The organism is Simiduia sp. (genome assembly GCF_058345725.1).
Window position 1 is genome coordinate 1 of record NZ_JBTUOC010000053.1, and the last position, 23129, is coordinate 23129.

Annotated in this window: 25 protein-coding genes and 1 tRNA gene; 13 read left to right on the top strand and 13 right to left on the bottom strand. The window is 51.5% G+C overall.

The genetic code is table 11. The features are described from left to right. The first annotated feature begins 20 nt into the window (after positions 1 to 20). From ACW8F6_RS12050 to ychF, 3 genes are read left to right on the top strand one after another with little or no spacing between them, the layout of a single operon-like run. Complete coding sequence (locus tag ACW8F6_RS12050) at positions 21 to 659, top strand: 50S ribosomal protein L25/general stress protein Ctc (RefSeq protein WP_491576153.1); 639 nt, start codon at positions 21 to 23, stop codon at positions 657 to 659. Between the two features lie 32 nt (positions 660 to 691). Further along, a complete protein-coding gene (pth, locus tag ACW8F6_RS12055) occupies positions 692 to 1276 on the top strand; it encodes an aminoacyl-tRNA hydrolase (protein WP_491576122.1) in 585 nt (194 codons plus the stop codon). Between the two features lie 20 nt (positions 1277 to 1296). Next, complete coding sequence (ychF, locus tag ACW8F6_RS12060) at positions 1297 to 2388, top strand: redox-regulated ATPase YchF (RefSeq protein WP_491576123.1); 1092 nt, start codon at positions 1297 to 1299, stop codon at positions 2386 to 2388. Positions 2389 to 2451: 63 nt separating this feature from the next. Here the strand turns inward: ychF and ACW8F6_RS12065 are convergent, their stop codons facing one another. The 4 genes from ACW8F6_RS12065 to ACW8F6_RS12080 form a co-directional block, all read right to left on the bottom strand. Continuing rightward, positions 2452 to 2862 (bottom strand): type 2 periplasmic-binding domain-containing protein, encoded by a 411-nt coding sequence (locus ACW8F6_RS12065; protein ID WP_491576124.1) that lies wholly within the window; start codon positions 2860 to 2862, stop codon positions 2452 to 2454. An 11-nt stretch (positions 2863 to 2873) separates the two neighbouring features. Continuing rightward, the gene (locus tag ACW8F6_RS12070) at positions 2874 to 3959 is read right to left on the bottom strand and encodes a porin (RefSeq protein WP_491576125.1); all 1086 of its coding nucleotides are present in this window, start codon (positions 3957 to 3959) and stop codon (positions 2874 to 2876) included. Between the two features lie 195 nt (positions 3960 to 4154). Continuing rightward, entirely contained in the window at positions 4155 to 5384 is a 1230-nt protein-coding gene (locus tag ACW8F6_RS12075) for a sterol desaturase family protein (protein ID WP_491576126.1), read from the bottom strand. Positions 5385 to 5512: 128 nt separating this feature from the next. After that, positions 5513 to 7990, bottom strand: coding sequence for a TonB-dependent receptor (locus tag ACW8F6_RS12080; protein WP_491576127.1), 2478 nt, complete (start codon positions 7988 to 7990; stop codon positions 5513 to 5515). A 283-nt stretch (positions 7991 to 8273) separates the two neighbouring features. Between ACW8F6_RS12080 and ACW8F6_RS12085 the strand changes: the two genes are divergently transcribed. The 5 genes from ACW8F6_RS12085 (at position 8274) to ACW8F6_RS12105 (ending at position 10926) form a co-directional block, all read left to right on the top strand. Next, on the top strand, positions 8274 to 9191 hold the full coding sequence (locus ACW8F6_RS12085; protein WP_491576128.1) for a DMT family transporter: 918 nt from the start codon (positions 8274 to 8276) through the stop codon (positions 9189 to 9191). Between the two features lie 98 nt (positions 9192 to 9289). After that, positions 9290 to 9366: transfer RNA gene (locus tag ACW8F6_RS12090), tRNA-Met, on the top strand. Positions 9367 to 9629: 263 nt separating this feature from the next. Next, positions 9630 to 10034, top strand: a complete 405-nt coding sequence (locus ACW8F6_RS12095) for a type II toxin-antitoxin system RelE/ParE family toxin (RefSeq protein ID WP_183911649.1) — start codon at positions 9630 to 9632, stop codon at positions 10032 to 10034. Positions 10035 to 10040: 6 nt separating this feature from the next. Next, complete coding sequence (locus tag ACW8F6_RS12100) at positions 10041 to 10472, top strand: helix-turn-helix domain-containing protein (protein ID WP_491576129.1); 432 nt, start codon at positions 10041 to 10043, stop codon at positions 10470 to 10472. Continuing rightward, positions 10447 to 10926: a hypothetical protein gene (locus tag ACW8F6_RS12105; protein WP_491576130.1), complete on the top strand. Its 480-nt coding sequence runs from the start codon at positions 10447 to 10449 to the stop codon at positions 10924 to 10926. Before ACW8F6_RS12100 ends, ACW8F6_RS12105 begins: the two co-directional genes overlap by 26 nt. A gap of 111 nt (positions 10927 to 11037) precedes the next feature. Here ACW8F6_RS12105 and ACW8F6_RS12110 read toward each other — a convergent pair whose 3' ends face one another. The 6 genes from ACW8F6_RS12110 to ACW8F6_RS12135 all read right to left on the bottom strand — a co-directional run bounded on the left by ACW8F6_RS12110 (position 11038) and on the right by ACW8F6_RS12135 (position 16317). Then, positions 11038 to 11283 carry a hypothetical protein gene (locus ACW8F6_RS12110; RefSeq protein WP_491576131.1) on the bottom strand — a complete coding sequence of 82 codons (246 nt, stop codon included), beginning with the start codon at positions 11281 to 11283 and terminating at the stop codon, positions 11038 to 11040. Positions 11284 to 11580: 297 nt separating this feature from the next. Beyond that, complete coding sequence (locus tag ACW8F6_RS12115; RefSeq protein ID WP_491576132.1) at positions 11581 to 14802, bottom strand: type I restriction endonuclease subunit R; 3222 nt, start codon at positions 14800 to 14802, stop codon at positions 11581 to 11583. Positions 14803 to 14832: 30 nt separating this feature from the next. Continuing rightward, positions 14833 to 14964, bottom strand: a complete 132-nt coding sequence (locus ACW8F6_RS12120) for a hypothetical protein (protein WP_491576133.1) — start codon at positions 14962 to 14964, stop codon at positions 14833 to 14835. Next, positions 14954 to 15136 carry a hypothetical protein gene (locus tag ACW8F6_RS12125; protein ID WP_253357377.1) on the bottom strand — a complete coding sequence of 61 codons (183 nt, stop codon included), beginning with the start codon at positions 15134 to 15136 and terminating at the stop codon, positions 14954 to 14956. The genes ACW8F6_RS12120 and ACW8F6_RS12125 overlap by 11 nt, the downstream gene beginning before the upstream one ends. Beyond that, positions 15133 to 15672 carry a hypothetical protein gene (locus tag ACW8F6_RS12130; RefSeq protein ID WP_491576134.1) on the bottom strand — a complete coding sequence of 180 codons (540 nt, stop codon included), beginning with the start codon at positions 15670 to 15672 and terminating at the stop codon, positions 15133 to 15135. Before ACW8F6_RS12130 ends, ACW8F6_RS12125 begins: the two co-directional genes overlap by 4 nt. Before the next feature lie 48 nt (positions 15673 to 15720). After that, positions 15721 to 16317 (bottom strand): DUF6933 domain-containing protein, encoded by a 597-nt coding sequence (locus tag ACW8F6_RS12135; protein WP_491576135.1) that lies wholly within the window; start codon positions 16315 to 16317, stop codon positions 15721 to 15723. Positions 16318 to 16459: 142 nt separating this feature from the next. On the opposite strand from ACW8F6_RS12135, the gene ACW8F6_RS12140 reads away from it, so the two are divergent. From ACW8F6_RS12140 to ACW8F6_RS12160, 5 genes are all read left to right on the top strand, one after another. Continuing rightward, a complete protein-coding gene (locus ACW8F6_RS12140) occupies positions 16460 to 16894 on the top strand; it encodes a T6SS effector amidase Tae4 family protein (RefSeq protein ID WP_491576136.1) in 435 nt (144 codons plus the stop codon). A gap of 61 nt (positions 16895 to 16955) precedes the next feature. Then, the gene (locus ACW8F6_RS12145) at positions 16956 to 17174 is read left to right on the top strand and encodes a hypothetical protein (protein ID WP_491576137.1); all 219 of its coding nucleotides are present in this window, start codon (positions 16956 to 16958) and stop codon (positions 17172 to 17174) included. Between the two features lie 19 nt (positions 17175 to 17193). Continuing rightward, on the top strand, positions 17194 to 17388 hold the full coding sequence (locus tag ACW8F6_RS12150; protein ID WP_491576138.1) for a hypothetical protein: 195 nt from the start codon (positions 17194 to 17196) through the stop codon (positions 17386 to 17388). A 244-nt stretch (positions 17389 to 17632) separates the two neighbouring features. Beyond that, positions 17633 to 18013: a Rap1a/Tai family immunity protein gene (locus tag ACW8F6_RS12155; RefSeq protein WP_491576139.1), complete on the top strand. Its 381-nt coding sequence runs from the start codon at positions 17633 to 17635 to the stop codon at positions 18011 to 18013. Beyond that, positions 18010 to 18498, top strand: a complete 489-nt coding sequence (locus ACW8F6_RS12160) for a T6SS effector amidase Tae4 family protein (RefSeq protein ID WP_491576140.1) — start codon at positions 18010 to 18012, stop codon at positions 18496 to 18498. Before ACW8F6_RS12155 ends, ACW8F6_RS12160 begins: the two co-directional genes overlap by 4 nt. Before the next feature lie 174 nt (positions 18499 to 18672). Here ACW8F6_RS12160 and ACW8F6_RS12165 read toward each other — a convergent pair whose 3' ends face one another. The 3 genes from ACW8F6_RS12165 to ACW8F6_RS12175 form a co-directional block, all read right to left on the bottom strand. Beyond that, positions 18673 to 20004, bottom strand: coding sequence for a restriction endonuclease subunit S (locus ACW8F6_RS12165; protein ID WP_491576141.1), 1332 nt, complete (start codon positions 20002 to 20004; stop codon positions 18673 to 18675). Next, positions 19991 to 21595, bottom strand: a complete 1605-nt coding sequence (locus tag ACW8F6_RS12170) for a class I SAM-dependent DNA methyltransferase (protein WP_491576142.1) — start codon at positions 21593 to 21595, stop codon at positions 19991 to 19993. Before ACW8F6_RS12170 ends, ACW8F6_RS12165 begins: the two co-directional genes overlap by 14 nt. 222 nt (positions 21596 to 21817) lie before the next feature. Then, positions 21818 to 22144 (bottom strand): hypothetical protein, encoded by a 327-nt coding sequence (locus tag ACW8F6_RS12175; protein ID WP_491576143.1) that lies wholly within the window; start codon positions 22142 to 22144, stop codon positions 21818 to 21820. Positions 22145 to 23129 lie beyond the last annotated feature (985 nt).

The following is a 23129-nucleotide window of genomic DNA, read 5'->3' on the forward strand; positions in this document are numbered from 1 at the left end:
GGCATATTGAGGACACCTCAATGTCTGATGCATTTACTATTAACGCTGAGAAGCGGGACGTAGAAGGGAAAGGTGCGAGCCGCCGCCTTCGTCGTCTCGACGCTAAAGTTCCCGCCATTGTTTACGGCGGTAAGTCTAAGCCGCAGAACATACAGATCGATCACAAAGATCTGGTTCATCACCTGGAAAACGAAGCCTTTTATTCACACATCATTTCACTGGTTGTGGACGGCAAGGCCGAAGACGTTATCCTGAAAGATCTGCAGCGCCATCCAGCCAAGCCTGTTGTATTGCACGCTGACTTCCAGCGCGTAGTTCGTGGCCAGAAGATGCACGTGCGCGTACCTTTGCACTTCATCAATGAAGCTAGCTCCAAAGGCGTTAAGCAGGGCGGCGGCATTGTGTCGCACCTGATGACCGATCTGGAAATCAACGTATTGCCAAAAGATCTGCCAGAGTTCATTGAAGTGGATGTGGCGGAGCTGGGCTTGGGCGAAAGCTTGCACATTTCTGATCTGACTCTGCCGAAGGGCGTCGAGTCAATTGCGCTGTCACACGGTGCTGATCACGACCTGCCCGTAGTGAGCATCATCAAGCCGCGCGGTATGACCACTGAAGATACCTCTGCTGAAGGCGAAGACGCTGCCGACGCTGAATAATTTGTTGGCTGCCTGAACTCGGCCCCTGCACTATGAGTGATCCAGTTAAGTTAATTATTGGCCTTGGAAACCCAGGCCAAGAATATGACCGGACGCGCCATAATGCCGGGGCCGATTTCGTTTTTGAGCTGGCTCGCCAGCACAATGTGACGCTGACGCCCGATAGCAAGTTGTTCGGCCTTAGTGGTCGTGCCCTCATAGGTCGGCAGGATGTCAGGTTACTGGTTCCCACTACCTTCATGAATCGCAGCGGCCAGTCGGTTGGCGCGTTGGCAAACTTCTTCAAGATTTCCCCCGAGCAGATGTTGGTGGCACACGACGAGTTAGACCTGGCGCCCGGTGTGGCCCGGCTGAAAGTAGGTGGCGGCCACGGTGGTCACAACGGATTGCGCGACATTATCGGCGCACTCGCCAATAGCAAAAATTTTATTCGCCTGAGAATTGGCATTGGACACCCTGGCCACGCGAGTCAGGTTTCCGGTTATGTTCTCAAGCGCGCACCGCAGGCTGAACAGCAACTAATAGATGATGCTATTTACGACAGCTTGCGCGAAATCAATTCCATCGTGAGTGGCGATTTAGAAGCGGCTATGCGCTCGCTGCACACGCGTAAATAAGACGCCCCAAGGAGTCAGTTATGGGTTTTAATTGTGGCATTGTCGGCCTCCCCAACGTGGGTAAGTCCACCCTGTTCAACGCCCTGACAAAAGCGGGCATCGACGCGGAAAACTTTCCTTTTTGCACTATCGAGCCGAATGCGGGCGTGGTGCCGGTACCCGATCCGCGCCAAGATAAGTTGGCTGCCATCGTCAAGCCCGAGCGCGTAGTGCCAACCACTATGGAGTTCATTGACATCGCCGGTATTGTGGCGGGCGCCTCTAAAGGTGAAGGGTTAGGTAACAAGTTCCTGGCCAATATCCGTGAAACCGACGCTATTGCACACGTCGTACGCTGCTTTGACAACGACAACGTGATCCACGTAGCCAACAAAGTAGATCCTGCAGCGGATATCGATGTGATCAATACCGAGCTGGCTCTGGCTGATTTGGATACAGTTGAGCGAGCCATTCAGCGTTACACCAAGGCTGCCAAAGGTCAGGATAAAGAGGCAATTGCCAAGAAGGCGTTGTTAGAGAAAATTTTGCCGCATCTCAATGAGGCGAAACCTTTGCGCTCGTTTGGACTGGATGCGGAGGATATGGCGCAGCTGAAGGAATTGAACCTGCTCACCGTAAAACCCACCATGTATATCGCCAACGTGGACGAAGATGGTTTTGAGGACAATCCGCTATTGGCGCAGGTGCGTTCCATCGCCGAGGCGGAAGGGGCGGTTGTCGTGCCTATTTGCAACAAGCTTGAAGCCGAAATTGCCGAGTTGGAAGATGACGAAAAGGCCGAGTTCCTGGCCGATCTAGGTATGGACGAGCCAGGGTTGAATCGCGTCATTCGCGCTGGCTATAAGCTGCTTAACTTGCACACCTATTTCACGGCCGGTGTTAAAGAGGTTCGCGCGTGGACTATTCCCGTGGGCGCCACCGCTCCCCAGGCTGCCGGTGTGATTCATACGGATTTTGAAAAAGGTTTTATTCGCGCGGAAACCATCGCCTACGACGACTTTATCGAGTACAACGGCGAACAGGGAGCTAAGAATGCCGGTAAATCGCGCAAGGAAGGCAAAGACTATGTGGTTAAAGATGGCGATGTGCTGCATTTCCTCTTTAATGTCTAAGCGGACCTAGTTGCCAGCTACATCAAGGGGCCAGAGGCCCCTTTTTTATTGGTTGAATAATAACTAAAAGCTGCCCGCCACCTTGACGCTGCCAGTGGCGCTCGCGGCCTGTATATAGCCTATAGTGTTTGGGTTGTCGGCCACCAGCTTAATAACATCAGCATCGTTTCCCACTTCCTTCGGCGGCCGGCCTTGACCAGTAAACAGGAGCTTAGACCAATAAGCTTTAAGCTGGCTGGGCGACTTATTCAGCACATTTTGCGCAAAGGCGATACCGGTTGCGCTGTCTTCTGGCTGGTTAATGGGAATGGCGGTGGAACCATCGGGAAAGGATTTAGACTTGCCTAAAAAAATGTGCGAAACACTGGTTGCATCTAGGGCGTTGCCGTTGCTCGGGTGTACTATGACGACTATTTCTGCGCGGCACAATTGACTCGCAAATAGAACCAGGCCTGCAAGTATGATGGATTTCATGGTCAGGCTCCTTAGAAAACGATATCAATTCCAAATGTGAGGTTTTTGCTGTCGCCAGCGACGGCTAGATCGAAGGAATTATCTTTCACCTCGTCATACTGCAACTTGAAGGCAGCCGACGAGTGGAAATCCCAGCGCAAGCCCACAAAGGTGGTGTTGTGATCTTCAAGGTCGCCATCGCCCTTTTCTTCAAACGTCGAATAACCGACGAAAGGGGTAACACTGTCGATGCGATAGCCGAGCGTCAGCATGGCGGTGTCCAGGTTGCCACCCAAGTCGAGCCGATTGAGCTCGCTCAAAAAGAAGAAGGAGCCAAAGTCGCCATTGATGCTAGCGCCGTAGAATTTTCCTTCGCGCTCATCTTTGCCATCCCACAGCTCGGGTACGCCGCTACGAAAGCGCTTGTTGGTGTAGCGCATATGGGTAAAGCGTAGCTCCAGCCAATCGCGGCTTAAATTAATGACACCGCCCAGGATATCCTCCCAGATTTCGCGTGTGGGCTCTAAGAAAAAGAATTCGCTGAGCAGTCGATTATCTTTGCTGTCTTCGCGTCCGGCGTAGGCGTTAGCCGCAAAGGCCCATTCGCCCCAGGTGTTTCGGTAGGTCACGTTGGCACCTGTGTAATTAAAAATTTGCCATGTGTAGGTGTCGGCCGGTGGGCGCATCCACACATAGGCATAGCCAACGTCGTAAAAATCCGAATAGTAGAACAGCGGCAACCGCTTTTTGCCCGCCTGTAGCGTCCAATTATCGTTAAGGTCATAGGATAGATACGCCCACTCAAGACGCGCGTTATAGTCTTCTGCGCCGCGGCCCACAATCTGTGCTGTTGCCGTTAGACCGTTAGAAAGGTTGCCGTTGGCCTGAATGCCAATGAGTGATTCTGGGGCAAAGGACCAGTCTTCGTCGTAGCTCGAAACGATAGGGTAGTCAGCTAAAAAAGTGGGTGGTACATCGTACTGGGGAACACCGGAACCGTTGAGTACCTTGCCCGCGTTGATACTGGCAAATCCGGAAAAGTTAATTTCGGCGTGCGAAGGGGCGGCTCCGATACATATCAAGGCACTGGCTAGCAGTGGCATTCCAACTGACTTCATAATTAACCTCGTGCACTCTTGGCTAGATATGTTCTAACGGTAGAAGAAAATCGGTGAGGCGCCAGGGCAGCTGCCTGAATCTTTCAGCTTTTTGGTTATTATGAAATTTTTTTTAATAGTGCTTTTTAAAGGGCGAGAAGATGAGGCGGTGCCAGCGCAGTTATGCCGGCAACCGTCTAGAGGGAGAGGTTGTCGTTAAGCGACCTGTGTACCGGGCCGCGGTACTAACAGCGCCAACAGCGGGAGGTTAAGTAGCAGGTAGACCCCAAACAGCCACGCATTGAGCGAGCCACCTGGCAGAAAGGGAAAGAGGAGAGCGAAGCCCAGTAGTGAGAGGCCTAGCCGCAATAACTCCCAGCCATAGTGGCCGCCATCGAGTAGGTGCCCTGCACTAATCAGAGGCAGCGAAACAAAAAGCCAGCCCGCCAGCAAGATCCATAGTTCTGTCTCCTTGGCGAAACTAAAAATAAAGCTAAAACCTAAAACAAAACCGGCTATGAATTGAATGAGGGCGTAAATTTGTGTGCCTTTGTCGATCGCTGGATTGTATTTTTGAAAGTTATCCAAATCAGACTTCGCGATAGGTAGGCGCGCCTCCATGTCTGCGGGGCGCCAACCTGTCGGCATAAACCAAATGCGCAATTTGTCGCTTAGGCGCTGACAGTGAATGGCATCGCGCAATAGGTACCACCACACTTGCAGATTGGCTTTGAGGGGATTCATAGTGTTCAGTGGTCGGCTGACGCCATAGATAATTGGCGTATCGGCACGCTCCTCCCGGAAAGTATTAAACAACTTATCCCATACAATAAGAAAGCCGCCGTAATTGCGGTCCCAGTACAACGGGTTCTGCGCGTGGTGCACGCGATGGTGGGAGGGTGTCACAAACCACTTTTCCATCCAGCCCAGTCGGTCAATGTGTTGGGTGTGCACCCAGAATTGATACACCAGATTGAGGCCCGCACTGGCGACGATAATATCCGCCGGGATACCAGTCATGTACAGCGGAATGGCAAAAATCCAATCAAACACGCCGCCACTGGTTTGGCGTAGCGCGGTAGTCAGGTTGTAGTCTTCGCTTTGGTGGTGCACGACATGACCGGCCCAAAGGCAATTTATTTCATGATTGAGGCGGTGATTCCAGTAGTAGGTTAGGTCGTAACCGATAAAGGCCACCAGCCACGCCAGCCAAAGATTATTCTGCCAAAAATGATCGCTGGCGGTAGGCAGGTATGTCGTTAGCAGGTAGGTGCCTAAGGCGAACACCACCAGGCGGTGAGTGCGTGAAATAACGCCCAGCGACATGCTGGCAATGGCGTCGTTGAGGCGGTAGTAACCCGTACCTCGCTTTTTATCTACCCACAACTCCCAGCCGATAAGCACTAGGTATAGGGGGGCGGCGAGCACGGTGATCAATTCGGCCATAGTCTTGCTCTCGTGTTGCGTCCAATGTCATGGCATTGGAATTGTTATCGTTGTGTTAGATATGACGTAGACAAAAAAGGGCACGCTAAAGCGCACCCTTTTTTGTGTTTCAAAACGCAGTTACAACATTAAAAGTTGTAGCGCGCCTGGATACCGTACATGCGTGGCAGCCCGCGGGTAGCAACGGGTGAGCCAAGACCGTCACCGGTACCACCGATGTCCCACAGGTACTCTTCGTCGGTCAGGTTGTTAGCATACAAGGCGATGGACCAATCGCCGGCGCCGTTTTCCAAAGTGGCGCGTGCATTGATTACGTTAAAGGCATCGATGGCTTGACCATCACCTACGCCGGAATTGTTAACGCGCTCGCTGGTGTAGTTGTAATCGCCGCGCAAACGCAGTGCCAAATCGTTTGCAAAGTGCACGGTGTACTCGGCCATGGCGTTAAACTTATGCTTCGGCATAGACGACAGGGGCTCGCCCTTCAAAGTGAAGCCCGGGGCATCGCCTTCAAACTGCTCGTAGCGGGTGTACTCGGTGAACACGTAACCGTAGTTCGCGCCCAACAGCAGATTTTCTGTGGCTAGGAACTGCCAGTCGAATTCAAAACCGCGGCCCATGGCATCGGCATTTTTAATGTTGTAAGTGGGGATTACACCCGCTGGGCCTGACAGCTTCAAAATCTGCAAGTTGTCGTAGTCAAACTGGTAAACAGATGCATTCAACTTCATGCGGCCGTCCATCATTTTGGACTTTACGCCCACTTCCATGTTCAACACGTCTTCTGGCTCAAAGCTTGGATCATCGCCCAAGCTATTAAAGCCACCAGCTTTGTAACCCTTGGCAATAGAACCAAACACCATCATGTCGTCGGTCATGGCGTAGTTCACCACCAAACGTGGGTCTACGGAGCTCCAGGAATCGCTCTTTTTCTCTGGATTGCCGGCTGTGCCGATTTCATCAAAGAAAATCAGACCAAACGGGATCGCTTGCGGTAAACCGGGCACTGCGCTGGTTGGTACGCTGCCCAATCCTGTCACGGTCAATGTGGGGATTAGAATATTGTTGGTGTAGTTCGATTGAATCTCGAAGTCTTTGCTGTCTTTGCTCCAGCGCAAACCCAAGGTTGCATCCAGCTTGTCGGTGAAGGAGTAAGTCACATCACCGTACACGGCGTAGCTGGTGAGCTGACGGCTGTTGTGCATGGCTTCTTGCCATGGAATTCCGCCGTTAGCTGCGTCTAGGTTGGCGACGGTGGCATTGCCAATGTCGACTGCCTCCATGCTGATGCCCGGTGGCAGCTGGCTGTTCAGTTGAGGTGCAATACCTGTGGTGAGGAAGCCTTGCATACCGCCGCCCATCATGCCTGGGTTTTGATCGACAAAGGCTGCAGGGTTTTCGACAACACCGGAAAATGCGTCAACCAGGAAGAAGGTGTCCAGGGTGATGGTGGTGGCATCCACCAGATAGGTTTGATCAATTTCGTCTTTAAAGTAGCTGGCGCCCACAAACCACTTCAGGTTTTCATCTTCGTAGTTCAGGCGGAATTCCTGGCTGAACTGCGATTGTTCTTCGATGGTGTCTGTGGTCAGGAAAAAGCGCGCTTTATCGGTACCGTCTTCTTCTTCGTTCTGGTGGAACTCGTAGCCGCGCTTGGCGGTGATAGAGGTGAAGGTGTACTCATCCATCGCGTGGCTAATGGTTAAGCTGGTGCCGCGAATGGTGCGGTCATTGTAGCCGGCATTGTCGGTGGTGTAGTTGTCGTACAGCTGGTCTTCATTTGCCGCCAGTGTGAAGCTTGAACCGATAGGGCCATCACTGTCTTCTTTGTTGTAATCGGCGCGTAGCGTGATGTCGGTGTTTTCGGTGGGCTGCCACAAAAGGGCGCCAACCAGGCCTTGGTCGTCTTCAATCCACAGGTCGTCGGCGGCAATGCCGTTGGTAGACGCGTTATTGATAAAACCATCGCGGCTGTTGATATAGCCACCCAGACGCAGGGAAACAGTGTCTGTCAGGCCGGTATTGAAGCCCAGGGCAATTTTTTGCTTATTGAAATTGCCCAGCTGCACGTCGGCATAGCCTTCTGTTTCCTGCGAGGGGGCCTTGGTGGTGATGCTAATGGCGCCGGCTGCGGCGTTGCGACCAAACAGGGTGCCCTGTGGGCCCTTCAGTACTTCTACGCGGTCGATGTCATTGAAGTTAACCAGTGCACTACCGCCGTGACCAGTGTACACGCCATCCACATACACGGCGACGGCTGGGTCTGAGCCAGAGCCGAAGTCATTGGTAGAAATACCGCGAATCGTGAAACTGGCCTGGCTGGTGTCGCCTACGTTGGTCTCTACGCCGGGGATAAAGGTGCCTAGGTCATTGACGTTTTGAGCGCCCAGCTCGCGAATGCCGTCTGCGGCAAAGGCATTAATGGTAATTGGGACATCGTCTACGGATTCGGCGCGTTTTTGCGCGGTAACGACAATTTCTTCAAGGGCAAAATTTGAGTCGTCTTGTGCTAGCGCAGGCAGCGCCAGACTTGATAATACGGTGGTTACGGCCAGGGACAATGCACTGGGCGCAAAGTGGCTAAGCGTGCTCTTTTGAGATGTCATAATCGGCTCTCTGATGGATTTGTTATTGTTAGTGTCAGTGGCAATTTCTATCGCCATCGCCACTAACATAAAGGATTACAAAAAATGGTCAATGACCTTATGAGACCTGCCAGTCACATATTCTGCATTTTTACCCACAATACGCAAATACTGTATGACAAAGCTGAGGGTTACAACCGGGGTAACGTCTTTAGGTGGCCACTGTGTAATCGGTGGGCCATTCATTTTTAGTGTGAATACCTGCGGGTGGTTCAACACACCACGCGAGGCAGAAGGGGCGAAAGTGCACAGTATTACAGGGCGGTGGCAATTGGGTTTGGCGTTGGCGCTGGTTACGGCCTTTATGTGGGGGCTGCTACCCATTGCGCTAAAGGGCGTGTTAGGCCCGATGGATGCGGTCACCATCACCTGGTTTCGCTTCTTTCTGTCGACAATACTGATTGGTACCTATATACAATTTAATGGGGGGTTCCCCTGGCGCAAGCTCCTGCAGCGGGCCATGCTTTGGCGTTTTGCCGTGGCGATTGTCTGCCTATTGGGTAATTTCCTGCTGTATTTGATGGGGCTCGACTACACCACAGCCTCGGCCTCCCAGGTCATGATCCAACTGGCCCCCATGATGATGCTGGTGCTCAGCCTGTTTCTATTTAACGAGCGCTTTTCCCTGGGCCAGGCCTTGGGAGTGCTGTTGTTTATGTTGGGCTTGGCGCTGTTTTTTAACTTGCGACTGCCCGAGCTGCTTTCGGCCCAGGGCCAATACGCCTGGGGGGTCTTTCTGATCTTTTTGGCGGCCGTGGTCTGGGCTGTGTACGGGGTTATCCAAAAACAGTTGCAAAAGCACCTGACGTCGATGGAGATCTTGTGGCTCATCTTTGCTGTGGGTGCCATCACCTTTGCTCCGGCCGCCGATTTTGGCAGCTTTGCCCGCTTAACACCCTTTGCCTGGGGGTGTTTACTGTTTGCGGGTTTAAACACTATTGTGGCTTACGGTACCTTTGCCTATGCCCTGGTGCACTGGGAGGCTAGCCGGGTGAGTGCAACCATCACGCTGGTGCCCGTGATTACCCTAATTTGCGTACAAATATTGGACGCAATGGCGCCCCAGTTTTTAGAGGCTGAACCCATGAATGGCTGGAGCTGGCTGGGTGCCTGCCTGGTGGTTGTGGGCTCAATGCTGGCCGCCTTGCTCAGAGGCCGTTAACCCACCTGAAAAGGGCAATTACTACTTGACAGGCACAAGGTGAATTGCCAAAATTCGCGCCCTCTTTGAGTGGGCCAGCTGGCCGCTTGAAAAGATATGGCTAGATAGCTCAGCTGGTTAGAGCACAGCACTCATAATGCTGGGGTCGGCGGTTCAAGTCCGCCTCTAGCTACCATATTTGAAAGGGTTAGCAGGTGAGTGCCTGCTAACCCTTTTTTATTGGTGCTACCGTGGTGCTACCCGGCTTCTTCAACCCCTGTCATCTATCGCTGACACTTTCCCGATTATTAATTGGTTCGCCCCGCAAGTTCATATAACCTGTTGGACTAAGTCTGCTACATCGGAGATGTCGGGCTTGGTCGGAGGATGGTCTATGGGTGCCAAACTTGACATAAATGGAACTTTTTCTAATCTTGTTAACTCAAAGGTTAACTATCAATGTATCTTTCTGATATAGTGCCGGCCGGCAAAGCTCGGGAGTGGCGGCTGCTGGTGGAATCCGATTGCGAGGGCGAGTCTGATTTAGCGGATAGTCTTTCCCAACTAAAAGGTGGGGAGCTATCTGGATGGTTGAAGCTATTTGAGTTGGCAGCTGAAGTGGGCCCTACAGCACTTCCCGCATCGAACAGGCATGAGGTCGATAAAGATAGAAAAATTTGGGAGTTTATCAAAGGGAATTATCGAGTCTTGTACTTCTATGATGAAGGGAAGCTCATTGTTTGCTCCCATATATTTAGAAAAAAATCTCAAAAAACGCCAGAGTCTGAGAAGAAAAAAGTTTGTAGGTTAAGGGATCGGTATTTCGAGGCTAAAGAAGAAGATAAATTAATCTTCGTGGAGTGATTGAATATGGCTAAATTTAAAGATTTGTATTCCAAGGTTAAGAATACAGCAGCATATAAGACTTCAGGAATTTTGATGGAAGTTGCTTATATGATACAAGCGGCCATGGATCATAAAGGCATGGCCAAGACAGAATTAGCGAATGAGCTCGGCTGTAGTAGGGCTTACCTTACTAAAGCGTTAAGGGGTGACAACAACTTTTCAATCTCTAGTCTTTCCAAAATGGCTAAAGCTTTAGATTGTGAATTGCATGTAGCTATGATTCCAAGGGTCGTTTATACCGAGGTTATTAAATCCGCGGAAAAATTTTATGCTCAAATGCAAGAAGAGAGAATTAATTCACTGCGTCATGAAGCTAAGAAAAAGGTAAAGCAAAAGGAAAAGGTGGTATCAATTCAGGAGTGGTTGAATAATGAATCCATCAATCTTGCAGCTTGAACATTATGCCTTTTTAAGTGTTGAGGTTCGCTGTAATCCAGTCGCTGAATTCGACCGAATCCCACAAGGCTATTCGATTGAAGATGTAAAGTTTACGTTAAAGCAGATTGAGCGAGATGAGGATGAGGATGGAGATACCACCATTATTCAGCTAAGGGTTCAGTCAAACCCTGAAAGCAAGGATAAGGAGGGGTCTCTATCAAATTTTTACGAAATCGATGTTGAAGCTATAGCGTATATTTCATTCAGTGATAGTGCTCCGGAAAGGTATAAGTCCGTAAAGGAAACGGCAGATAAAATTAAAGTGATAAATGGTGCTAATATTCTATATGGTGTTATTCGAGATCGGGTCGACTCGATAACGTCCTCTATGCTTTGGGGGCGTGTAATACTGCCGTTGGCAACTTTCGATAAGGTGGAGAAGACGGTGGATACAAGCGAGTCTGACAATTAACTATATAGTATTAGATCTAGGTCTCCTGAGTGTTTATGGCGGCTGAACTCATACAGCTGATCGTTCTAATAGTTCAGCCAAGCAGACTTTGACTTGCGGCGACTGCTTTACTTATAGTTCACCAGTTGATGGGTCTAGACCGATATTCACTCTTCCTGCTGCGAAGTTTAGCCAGAAATCTGGATATTTTTTCGCGCGTTCCGCGTAAAAGGGTATGTGTGAAAACCGCTCTTTACAGAATTGAGCTGCCCGCAGTAAATCCGGATGCGGCCCCACGCTGACCATCGCCTCCATGTACGCTTCGAAGTTTTCCTCCGCGCTCAAATTTTGCAGCGCTTTGAAGTGGTCGTTTTTCAAACAATTTATTTCTTCTTGAATAACCCGGTAATTGCTCGCGCCAGTTTGCGGGCTAATGGATCTGTGGCCCGTTTGGATTTGCAATCAGTCTCGGAGGCTTGTTGCGAAACTTTTCGACGGTTCAAATGAAGCCGTTCTAGCCCATAGCTTGAAGGCTCAGTAAGCACATGTGGTATTTCATGTGGGGCTCTAGTTTCAAATTGAGCTGAATCTAAGCATTTCTGTACAGCATTTTGTAAAGGCGTCGGTGAGCCCATGGAGAAATTTACTCTTTGTTAAGCTTGGTTACAGATTAGATTAGTTTCCCGGCCTAATCGGCCGATTCCTCTTAAAATTCTCTGCCTGCTCAAAGATCTCCTTATACACCTCATCCCTGTCCACCGGCGGATAGCCATGCTTGTGAAGCAGCAGGATCAGGTGCGCTTTGAGCGTGTCCTTGATGTCCTGGCGGTTGTACCAATCGACGTACTTTGTAATGTCATCGACTTCAGCTTTCACCTCTTTGGCAAGCGCTAGAAGCTTATCTTCGGGGTAGGTAAAGTCATACTTCACCGCCAGGGCTTTCAGAATGTCGTAGAAGGCTTTTTCTTCCAGTTCCAGGCCGAGGTCAGCGAAGGAGGCTTTTTCGCGTTTGAGGGCGTTGAGCAGGTCGATGATCTCGTCGGAGAAGTCATCCAGAACCTCGCTCACCAATACATTGTCTTCCTTGCGCTCATTATAGTTCTCAACCAGTCGCTGGAAGCGCTGGGCGAAGTCGGAGCCTTTGGCTTTGTTGACCTTTTTAAAGTCTTCAATGGCCTTTGCCAATAGCTGTTGCAGGAGTTTGATCTTGGTGTTGGGCAGTTTGATCTTTTCGATTTTGGCTAAATAATCGTCATCGAAGATGTCGGTGGGGCCGGTTTTGTCTTCGCCCAGCTTCAGGATTTCCTCCACGCCGTCAGCCTTCAGCGCCTCGGCAATCATCTCCCGCACCCTGGCGTTCATCTGGGCGGTATCCGGGGCGTTGCCGCGGGTGAGCTTGAACAGGATGCTGCGCACGGCCAAGTAAAAGTGGATCTGGTCCCGCTCGGGCTCGGTCAGGGCCTCAGACCCGCAGCAGATGTCGTAGGCGGCCTTCAGGCGCTTTACCAGGGCCATGAAGCGCTTTTCGGTCTTGTCGGTAGTCTGGGCATACTCCGCTGCGTTATTGAGGCAATTGAGCTGCGCCAGGGGCTCGCCAGTGTAGTAGGGGCGGGCGTCGAACTTGTAGAACAGCTTGTTGAGCAGATCCAGATGGTCTTTCACCACAATCACGGATTGAGCGATCTCTTCAAAGTTCTGCTGGTCGGCCTTGTTGTAGTGGGCCAGTGCCAGGTTCATCTGCTTTTTAATGCCGATGTAATCCACCACCAGCCCTTTGTCTTTGCCGGCAAACTTCCGGTTTACCCGGGAAATGGTCTGGATCAGGTTGTGGCGCTGAATGGGTTTATCGATGTAGAGGGTATCCAGAAAGGGCACATCAAAGCCGGTGAGCCACATGTCCACCACAATGGCGATTTTGAAGTTGGATTTCGGGTTTTTAAATTGCCGGTCCAACTCTTTGCGGTACTCCTGAGTGCCGAGCATGTCGTACAGGACTTTGGGATCATCCTTGCCGCGAGTCATGATCATTTTGATCCGCTCAATAGGCTTGATCTCCCGCGCTTCCGCTTCTGTCAGGGTGATGCCTTCCTCGGCGGCGCGTATCTCGTTCCACTCGGGCCTAAGTGCTACCACCTCCTGCCAGAAGGCATAGGCAATAGGGCGGCTGCTACACACAAACATGGCCTTGCCTTTGACGGTTGCGCCTTCACTCAGGCGGCGCTCGTAGTGGGCCACAAAATCGGCGGCCAATGCCTTGAGGCGGTCTGGGTCGCCGAGAATGGCGCCCATGTTGGCACTGGCCTTTTTGCTTTCTTCAATCTGGTGCTCGTTGGCGCCGTCCTCCGCGCACTGGGCGTAGTAGGCTTCAATTTCCTGGAGCTTTTTGTTGTCCAGAATAATTTTGGCGGCACGGCCCTCGTACACAATGCGCACGGTAATGTCGTCTTTGACCGATTCAGTCATGGTGTAGCTGTCTACCACCGGGCCGAATACATCCAGGGTGGCGTCGATGGGGGTGCCGGTAAAGCCCACGTAGGTGGCATTGGGCAGTGAGTCGTGAAGGTGCTTGGCAAAGCCAAAGGTGCGCACCACGCCCTTTTCTGTCACGCGAACCTTTTGGTCCAGGTTGGTTTGGCTGCGGTGGGCTTCATCGCTGATACAAATCACATTGGTGCGGTCGGACAGTAACTCGGTATCTTCGGTGAATTTGTGGATGGTGGTTAAAAACACACCACCGGATTGCCGGCCTTTCAGCAGCTCGCGCAAATGCGCGCGGCTCTCGACGCTTACCACGGTGTTGTCGCCAATGTAGCCTTTGGCATTGGTGAACTGGCCTGAGAGCTGGTCATCCAGATCGGTGCGATCAGTGATCAACACAATGGTGGGGCTTTCAAAGGCCAGGCTCTTCATCAGCAGCCGGGTCAGAAACAGCATGGTAAAGCTCTTGCCGCAGCCGGTGGCGCCAAAGTAGGTGCCGCCCTTGCCGTCGCCATAGGGCTTGCGGTGTCTGAGGATGTTTTCGTACAGGCGCGTCGCCGCGTAAAACTGCGGGTAGCGGCAGACAATCTTCTCCTGGCGTTTGGATACATCGGGGAAGTAAATAAAGTGTCTAATCACTTCCAGTAGGCGCTGTTTATTAAACAGCCCCCCAATCATGGTGTGGAGGGCGTTAATGCCGTCCTGCTCAATGGCCTCGCTGCCGGTGACCTTGCGCCAGGTGTAGTAGAAATCGTAGGGGGCAAACAGGGAGCCCATGCGCGAATTCACACCATCCGAAATCACACACAGGGCGTTGTATTTCATCAGCTCCGGTATATCGCGCGCATACCGGGTAGTGAGCTGTACATAGGCATCGTGAAGGGTGGCCTCGGTGCGTACCGCGCTTTTAAACTCAAATACCACCAGCGGCAGGCCGTTGATGTAGAGAATGGCATCGGGAATGCGCTTTTCGGAACCTTCGATTTCCAGCTGGTTGACCAGCCGGTAGATGTTGTTGTCGGTAGGGTTTGCAATCTCGGCCACCATGGGGAGCGCTTCGGCTTCCTTCTGATAGCTGCTGGGGGTGTCGCAATAATCGATCAGGCGGATGCATAAATCCTTCTTGCTGCGGTCCTCCCGCTTCAGTAAAAAGCCGTCCGCCACCTGCTTGTGAACCGCGCGGTTGCTGTCGTACAAGTCCAGTGAGGACAAGCGCTCAAGCCCGGTAATAACCTGCTCAACCTCAGTATCTGTAATGGCGTCGCCGGCATATTGGGTTTGCAGAAAGGTGCGCAGGTCGTCCTTCAATAAAGCGTCGGCTGGGCCTCTTTTGAGCTCGGAGCCTGGGCTATAGGGGTAGCTCTGTGCCTGGAGCAGTTCAACAATGGCCTGTTCGAGTTTTGCTTCGTTGAATGACACCTGTGATTTCCTTACCGTGTTCCTGCGATGTTACGAACTCTTGGAGTCGGGCTTGCTCTTTTTGAGTGCTTGCTCTATCCGTTTGGCCTTTTCCTGAATGCTCGCTTTTCTAGCCGCAATTTGTGCTTTTATTTGTTCAGGGGTTTGTTGATTAGTCATCATTCTTCCTGTCCTTGTGCCTGTCGATGTCTGATGGAATGGTGTGCTTTCCAGATGGTTCATCATCTGGGTTTTCTGTTGCGCGCTTTCGGGCTTCCGCGGCTTCCTGCCGACGCTTCTTGATGCGGCGCTGTATCTCTTCCATGCCCTCTTTTGTTGTTGGATCTGGAATCATAAAATCCTCCGCTGTCCTACCCGCCGGCCATGGTAAATCTCGCGCTGCCCGAACCCTTCACTTTGGTACAGTCCTTCGAGGTTGGGATCTGGGTCTAGCACCCATAATTCATCGGCACCACAAATATCCGCAAACACTGCGGCTGCAAAGGACAGAATAGGCAGCGCCCGCTGCCCAAGTGGAGTGGGCCTGATAGGCGTAGATTCAATCAGGTTCATACGCAGGCGTGAGCCTTGTTTTGAAAGCTGCCCGTAACAGAGTGCGCCAACCACGCCGCCCTTTGATAGAGCAATTTCAAACCGATTGGGCCGTCGTTGATAGAAATGGTATTCTTTGCACCACTCCCAAGAGGCCCGTTGTGGTCGCCCATTGGTTTGATGCTTCCAGCGGTCGGCCTCTTGGCATAGTTGTAGCGATATGCTGCAGACGGTAATGTCGCCAAATTCCTGCCGAGTGACGTCGTAAGTCATATCCCGCAGGGTTTGGTATTTGTCCTCTGCCTTTTGGTGGTCTGCTCTTCTTGGTATTGGGGGCATCATCTTCTCCTTGATGAAAAAGCACTGTGTGCTGCTAAAACCTGTGATTCAGCCAGTGTAGTCCCCCAATTGCACCACATTCGCTGGGCGTTTGTCAGCATGGGCGTCCAGCAGCGTGAGCATCAGTTTGTCGGGCCATATGTACTGCCCCTGTACAGAGGTTGGCCTGTGCGCCAATCTGGCGCTAACGCGGTACACAGCCAGATCGGCGAGTGCTATTTGGTCGCAGTGTAATAGGTGTTCAATTTCACCTTTCATTTGGTTCAGCGTACTTTGCACCGAGCGGTCAGTGCCCGCTGCAAGCCGAAGGGGCTGGAGCAGCTGGGCTGCGGCCGTCATTTGTGCGTCGGTGGCGCCACATTTCGGCAGCGTATTCATAAGGCCATCCACAAAGTGCCAGTGAAAGCGGGCGAAATCCGGTTTGGTTAATTGCTTCAGCAGTACCGGGAAGCGGGTTGCCTGATGAACCATCAATACGCATTGCTGCCGTTGAAGCGTGAACAAATGCCCCTGCCAGCCGCTAAGGGGGCTTGGCTCGGCATCCTGCGCTTGCAACCAATGGCTGGATTCATCCAACGGCACATGCCCCCTGGAGGATGCCGGAAACTTGGCCGCGAGTGCTTTTGTGGGGTGGAGTGTCAGCATGTGCTTTCCTATCTATCTAGGGAATGTAGGGGCAATGGGGGGGTGGCTGTAAAGCGGGGGTACCACTTACTGGCAATATAGTCTCTGCAAGGTTTAGCATCCCCGATGGTCTGTAAATGGACAACCACATCAAGGAGCGATTATGGTTACCCTCAAATTTGAGGCCCTCTGGGATAATTACCCTCATGACAAGCCTTGTAGCAACGATTTCCAAAATCAGTGCGCGATCAAGGTTGGCGCAGCGCTGGCCAAATCTGGTGCTGATACAAAACGTTTAGTGCCTGGCAAACGCCATTGTTGGCATCACGGAGTATCGGAAGGTCATGTGCTGGCTGCTGAAGAGTTAGCTGCCGGGCTGCAAAAGGTTTCCCTGCCAGGTATTGGGCGTACCTTTTCGCTTACTCCCGTGAACTATAAATCTGTTATTGCGGGGAAAACCGGTATCATCTTCTTTAAAGACTATTGGATGCGTAGCGTCGATAAAGAGGGCGCGCCCACTGGTGATCACATCGACCTTTGGAACAAGAACCGCATTACCGACTGGTCTTCCTGGCTGCAATACAGTTTGGCGTGGTGATTCCCGATGTCTGGTCAGACTTTGAAAAATCCAAGAAAATCTTGTTTTGGGAAGTCAAATAGTGAAAAAGTTACTATTTACCTTGTGTGGCGCCTTGCTGGGTGGGCTTTTGTGTGTCGCGATTGCTTGGGTAATGGGGCACTTCTTTGGGCCGCTCTACGGCAGTGAAGAAGAGTCTACGCGTAATTTTAAAATATTTCTGGGAGCCTTTTTGGTCAGCCTGCTCATTGGTAGTTATGTGGGGCCCAAACAGGGCGCAGCTGGAAGCATAAAAGATTGAGGGTGCGCAGGATTCAATAATGGGTAAAACGGTCCGTTCGTCACTTGAGCACATTCGCCTGCGCAAATGTCTTTCCAGGTACAAAGTGTTTAGCGCAATAACGGATGCGGAAATCGACAGAATCATAGATGAAGACCCAGACCTCTACCATTTAACCGATGAGGAACTGGCCCAATTTGCCCTGGTGAAGGAAAACCGCAATGACCAAGCCTAACACCACCCGCATGCCCCTGGCTGATGCCGAAAAGGCCAAGGGCAAATCTAACCTGGCCAAGTGGTTAGTCGAATAGCAAAGAGAACCGTAAAACGTAAAGCGAATGCCGCAATACAACGGCGGCTGGAATCGCAAAGGCTGAGTGACGACGCATTAAGTTTGCGCCTCGAGTAAAGATCGTGTTTTGTCGCCCGCGGGTGCCTAAACATAGATGGGTTTCAACAGATTATTGAAAGGAGTTGTAATGAAGCAAAACATGCTATGGCTCGTATTTTTGATACTGTCTGCTTGCAGCGTGGCGGAGGAGGCCTCGCTTAAGGTGCCTAGTTCAGATCAATCGCGAATGATCCACGGCAACACTCAGCTGACTGTTGAAAGGCTGTACAGCGCCTATATGAGTAAAAATCTCACCGAGCGACGGCAGGCTGAAATGTATGTGGTAGGGGTACTGGACGCTGCTGAAGGGCGCCACTGGTGTAATTATCAGCTGGTGTCACCCAGCGCCATTCAAGAGCAAGTATTCAGTGCGCTCAAACGCTCGCTGGCGGATAGCCCCACAGAGAGAGCCTCGTACGTCATTATCACCCGTCTGAATGAATTACTTCCCTGCAAGGAGCAACCGTGAAGCCATCATTTAATACACTCCAATCCAATTTCTACTCTGCCAACGAACTGAACGATAACTATGCCTCCGGCGCCGATCTGTATGCCGAGATGGGTATTAGTCACGAAGCACTCATTAAACAAAATCCGGCTTACGCGAATACCTGTGCCGCGAGAATGAGCTTGGCCTTATTGAAATCAAAGGTTAACTTTAATGGCCGCCTAACAATCAAAGACGGGCCTTTTAAGGGCAGAAAAATTGAAACAGGTGCCAAGCTGCTGGCCGACCAGCTCAAGCGTCGAGACGTATTTGGAATGCCGGAGATCTATAAACCTGATCAATTTCTAAATAAAATCTTTGGCCGCCGAGGTGTCGTGTTGTTCTGGAAAATCACCGGTTATGGTGGCGGCCACATTGATATTATCGACTCTTCTACTGCGAGTGCTGTGTGCGGCTCTAATTGCTACTACGACTCCAAAGAGATCTGGTTCTGGCCATTGCAATAGCCGGCACTGGGTACAAGGCGCGACGGGTGGGTGTGCATACCCGTTGCCCGGCCCGAACGTAAGCCCTCTACCTAAATAACCCAGTGGAGCGGTAGCGCTCTCCTACCGCCAGGTGATCAAGGCCGCCAATTGGCTTGGGTCCGTTCACCCAGGCAGTAGTAATAGGCGCGCTGGTCATGCGGGCTGCTCAATGGCCGCTTCTGCGTCTGGCAGGCGCAGCTGGCCGGACAGGAGTTTGGGGAGGAGGGTGTCGCGGAGTTTGGCCAGCTCAAAACTATTAGTCTTCTTTGATATTGAAGATTGGACAACTGGAGAGATTAACTCGTTTGCGGCCCTAAGAAGAATGGCAGGGGGGCAGGCGCAGTAGGCTTGACCCAGATGCTCTCGCTTAATGTGTCCCATTGTTACTGCCTTATCCGCTGCAATGCGCTGAAATTCCGCTAGGTGGTGTTTCGTAAAAAGATAGTAAAACCAAAGTGGAAATGATTTTGAGGTTACTTTGAATAGGTGTTGATTTAGCGCGGCTCTGCCTCCACACCAAATATCCACAACAAGTGACCCCGACCAAGAGAACACCACGTCACCCGTGTCTATAATACATTCAGGCTTTATGTTTGGGTCTGCCTTTTCTTCTCCATCAGCGAACCCCTTTTTGAGTTGGGCAATTTTTACCACCGGAAGAAAATTGGATTCATCGACAGGTCTAAATTTCTGAAGAGCAAGCCCATTCTGATATTTTGCAATCTTGTCTAGCGGTTTGACTTCCCACCCCTCCGGCACCCAGCCCAGGGTTTCGGATTCTACGAAACGGTTGGGGAAGAGGGTGGCGATGTGTTGGGGGAGGGGGGCTTGGGGGTTGGGTTGTTGGCGGTTTTGTTCGTGGTAGTGGGTGCGGCGTTGGGCGCGGGCCTGGAGCGCTTCGGGAATGGGGTTGCCGGCGGCCAGGGCGTTGTCGATGACGGGGTCAAAATCCACAAACCAGCTTTTAAACAACGCCTGCGCCATGGCTTCCAGGGTGGCGTTGGTTTGGCGGTTTAGTTCAATTTTGCTGTTTAATATGTCTAGTTGGCGAACAATTTTTTCTTGTGTGCTTCTAGGCGGGACTATGGCGGGAAGTGAGTAAAAATCTTCTCGACTGGTTGAAGGTATTGCAGACCCTGAATCCATGCTATTAATGTCGGCTAAAAGCAAAGCATAGTACGCCCATTTTAGGCTAATATTTGCGTTTGGCCTGGGTTGAATATAGAAAGCCGTGTCAATCACAAAAAACGGCTTGTCCGAATAGTGGACACCTCTGTATGCCCCCTTTCTTCCAATTATTACACTAGCAAAGCTGCAAAGTGGTTTATCGCACCAGCCTACTTGGCCATTTGTTCCGTAGACTGGGTACTCACCAGAGGCATCCTTGTAATCTCTGAGCGCTTTGCCATATTTAAGCTCAACAAGCTCACCCCAGGTGGTGCTAATCATGGGCTCCATAGAAAAATCCATATTATCTTTTTCCAAAACCAATGCTTTCTAAGTTTTTAGCTATTGAAGCATCCAGTGTTTCGGATTCAGACATTTGCTGAAACAGTATCTCGCTTAGCGCTCTCATCTTGGATTCAAAGACTTCGCCATCATCCTCTTCCACCTCGGTGCCTACGTACCGGCCGGGAGTGAGAACGTAGTCATTGGCGGCTACATCCTCAATCTTGGCGGCCTTGCAAAAGCCCGGCACATCTTCATAGTCGCCGTCTTTTGCCTCACCCCGCCACGCATGGTAAGTGCGCGTAATGGTGGCGATGTCTTCCTCGGTCAATTCCTTGTGAATCCGGCTGATCATCGAGCCCATATTGCGGGCATCAATAAACAGGGTTTCGCCCTGGCGGTTGCGGTGGTTGGATTCCGGGTGGCCGGGGATGGTTTCGGCCTTTTTATTTTTGGTGATAAACCACAGGCAGACGGGAATTTGCGTTGTGTAAAACAGCTGGCCGGGCAGGGCGATCATGCAATCGATGAGGTCGTTTTCAATGAGCTTTTTGCGGATGTCGCCTTCGCCTTTGGTGCTGGTGCTCATGGCACCGTTGGCCAGTACAAAACCGGCCACGCCGTTGGCGGACAGCTTGCTCACCATGTGCAAAATCCAGCCGTAGTTGGCGTTGCCGGTGGGCGGTACTTCGTAGCCGGCCCAGCGCGGGTCGTCGGTGAGTTCGTCGGGGCTGCGCCATTCCTTCAGGTTAAAGGGCGGGTTGGCCATGATGAAGTCGGCTTTTAAATCGGGGTGCTGGTCTTTAAAAAACGTATCGGCCGGCACCTCGCCCAGGTTGGCGCTGATGCCGCGGATGGCCAGGTTCATTTTGGCCAGCTTGTAGGTGGTGGCGGTTTGTTCCTGGCCGTAGATGGAAATGTCTTTCTTGTTGCCCTGGTGGCTTTCCACAAATTTGACCGATTGCACAAACATGCCGCCGGAGCCGCAGCAGGGGTCGTAGATTTTGCCGTGGTAGGGCTCAATCATTTCGGCGAGCAGGTTGACCACGCACTTTGGCGTATAGAACTCGCCGCCACCCTTGCCCTCGGTGGCGGCAAAGTTGCCGAGGAAGTATTCGTACACCCGGCCGACTATGTCCACCTCGCTGGCGGCGCCATCCTGTTCTTTTACAATGGTGTCGATGTTGTTAATGGAATCCAGCAGCGCCGCCAGCTTGGCTACGTCCAGCCCCAGGCGGGAGAAGTAGTTATCGGGCAGGGCGCCGCGCAGGGATTTGTTGTGCTTTTCCACCGTGTGGAGGGCGGTGTCGATTTTCACCGCAATGTCGTCCTGCTTGGCGTGCTTGAGGATAGTGCCCCAGCGGGATTCCTCGGGCAGGTAGAAGACGTTGTTCATGGTGTAAAACTCCACCATGTCCACATAGTCGCCCTGGCCCTGCTCAATCAACTCCTGCCGCCGGGCCTCAAACTTGTCGCTGATGAACTTGAGGAAGATGAGCGACAGCACCACGTGCTTGTATTCGGAGGATTCCACCGAGCCGCGCAGCTTGTCGGCGGTATCCCACAGGTTCTGTTCAAAGCTCTTGGCGGGCTTTTTCGGGGCTTTGGTTTTGGCTGGCTTGGCCATGAATGTCCTTCTGATTGATTTTTGGCCGCCCTGGTCCAGTGGTGTGTGGCCGTAGGAACGGATGTCTGAAAATTGGCTAATGGGGGATTTTGCCTGACTTGGGCGAACTTGTCCCGCTTCGGAGGGCGCTGTTTTTTGCCGATTCAATGTCTGGTTTTGTTATGGTTCCAAGGGTTACGTTGCCCTGTAGGGGAAAGTAGGTATGCGCGAATGTTTGTCGGGTTAGCTGGGCTTCTCTGGCTTGGGTGCGCTGATCCGCCGGGCCATGGTGAAAAACCGCTTCATTCTGGCCTCTTTCTGCTCAGGAGTGAAATTGCAGCGTTTGCGATCGATGCGACTGCCCCATCGCAAACCTAGCTCGCTAATGGTGGTAGGTAGTGATGTCTCACCAAAGGAGGCCGGCGTGGTGAGTTTGGAAATACCTTTGGTTCCATGCTTCAGCAGGTCAATCAGCGCTAGCTTATGTTTTGTGGGGATGTTCTTGGAAGACTTAGGTATGGACAGTGCCCCCTGCTTGCTGAACGCGTCGTTCAACAAAGCCTGTGACATCCTGCTTCCAATAACGCGCTTTACGGCCGATTTTGACGTAGGGTAAGTTGTAGCGGCCGGTACAGCGCCAGACCGCAAGAGTGCCAACGGAGACACCAAGTAAAATTCCTACTTCAGAAGGTGGCATCAGGCTCAAAAGCGAGGTTGTCTCGTTTGTTTGTGCTGCTATATTGGTCTTGGATGGGCACGTCTAATTCCAATAACAGTGGCTAAGGAGCGTTTATGTTCCTACTGTTACCGGGGGGATATTGGCAGGTGTGGCTGCAAAGTTCGCTAGAACCTAGGTGTATTGTGTAATAGTGGTGCGCCGGATTTATTGGAATTTGTCGATTATTTTCTGGTGTGCCCAGTAAAAATAAGCGACTTTAAGGGAGTGCTTCTGTTCAAAGGTACTGTTGTTCAGCGTTATGAGGGGGCGTGTGGTATAAAGCGCGCAACAGGCTTTGTCACTTCCTGTATCACCCAGTCTAAATTGGGGAAATTTGCTGATCATTTACAGCCCCATTGTGCAAAAAGTCCTCAAGTACGATGTTTATATATAGGTATTCAGTCATCTAGCTAAAGCTAGATGGTTTTTCGTCATTGCCACATTGGACACACCATTCGAGCATCGCCTTTTTCGCAAGGGCAACCATTATTGCTTTGTATAAGTTTGCTCGTGAGTACTCCCCTTTCGCACTATCTGACTTACTCTTTGTCAGTTGGTGTTTGAGGTCGTCGATTGGGTCCATGTATGCCCCTAATTACGTCTTAATATTGTCGAGCAATCAATTTCCCGTGAATCAATTTGGCCTGTTGTTTCTAGAATAAAATTAGCAATTAGGTTCAATGGTTTTCGTAGTCGTTCTACGTTTATCACAATATGCCCTGCAGTCACATCTCCACCGATGCTGTGATTGACCAGCTTTTCAATACGTAGGCGAGGATGTTGAGCGATACCGCGATGGATATAAAAGTGCGGCGAAGATCGCGTAGGGTGAAATGG

Coding starts and splice junctions, on each gene's coding strand:
- ACW8F6_RS12050 (WP_491576153.1), top strand. CDS start 21: ATGTCTGATGCATTTACTATTAACGCTGAGAAGCGGGACGTAGAAGGG.
- pth (WP_491576122.1), top strand. CDS start 692: ATGAGTGATCCAGTTAAGTTAATTATTGGCCTTGGAAACCCAGGCCAA.
- ychF (WP_491576123.1), top strand. CDS start 1,297: ATGGGTTTTAATTGTGGCATTGTCGGCCTCCCCAACGTGGGTAAGTCC.
- ACW8F6_RS12065 (WP_491576124.1), bottom strand. CDS start 2,862: ATGAAATCCATCATACTTGCAGGCCTGGTTCTATTTGCGAGTCAATTG.
- ACW8F6_RS12070 (WP_491576125.1), bottom strand. CDS start 3,959: ATGAAGTCAGTTGGAATGCCACTGCTAGCCAGTGCCTTGATATGTATC.
- ACW8F6_RS12075 (WP_491576126.1), bottom strand. CDS start 5,384: ATGGCCGAATTGATCACCGTGCTCGCCGCCCCCCTATACCTAGTGCTT.
- ACW8F6_RS12080 (WP_491576127.1), bottom strand. CDS start 7,990: ATGACATCTCAAAAGAGCACGCTTAGCCACTTTGCGCCCAGTGCATTG.
- ACW8F6_RS12095 (WP_183911649.1), top strand. CDS start 9,630: ATGTATCTTTCTGATATAGTGCCGGCCGGCAAAGCTCGGGAGTGGCGG.
- ACW8F6_RS12100 (WP_491576129.1), top strand. CDS start 10,041: ATGGCTAAATTTAAAGATTTGTATTCCAAGGTTAAGAATACAGCAGCA.
- ACW8F6_RS12105 (WP_491576130.1), top strand. CDS start 10,447: ATGAATCCATCAATCTTGCAGCTTGAACATTATGCCTTTTTAAGTGTT.
- ACW8F6_RS12120 (WP_491576133.1), bottom strand. CDS start 14,964: ATGATGACTAATCAACAAACCCCTGAACAAATAAAAGCACAAATTGCG.
- ACW8F6_RS12125 (WP_253357377.1), bottom strand. CDS start 15,136: ATGATTCCAGATCCAACAACAAAAGAGGGCATGGAAGAGATACAGCGC.
- ACW8F6_RS12130 (WP_491576134.1), bottom strand. CDS start 15,672: ATGCCCCCAATACCAAGAAGAGCAGACCACCAAAAGGCAGAGGACAAA.
- ACW8F6_RS12135 (WP_491576135.1), bottom strand. CDS start 16,317: ATGCTGACACTCCACCCCACAAAAGCACTCGCGGCCAAGTTTCCGGCA.
- ACW8F6_RS12140 (WP_491576136.1), top strand. CDS start 16,460: ATGGTTACCCTCAAATTTGAGGCCCTCTGGGATAATTACCCTCATGAC.
- ACW8F6_RS12150 (WP_491576138.1), top strand. CDS start 17,194: ATGGGTAAAACGGTCCGTTCGTCACTTGAGCACATTCGCCTGCGCAAA.
- ACW8F6_RS12155 (WP_491576139.1), top strand. CDS start 17,633: ATGAAGCAAAACATGCTATGGCTCGTATTTTTGATACTGTCTGCTTGC.
- ACW8F6_RS12170 (WP_491576142.1), bottom strand. CDS start 21,595: ATGGCCAAGCCAGCCAAAACCAAAGCCCCGAAAAAGCCCGCCAAGAGC.
- ACW8F6_RS12175 (WP_491576143.1), bottom strand. CDS start 22,144: ATGTCACAGGCTTTGTTGAACGACGCGTTCAGCAAGCAGGGGGCACTG.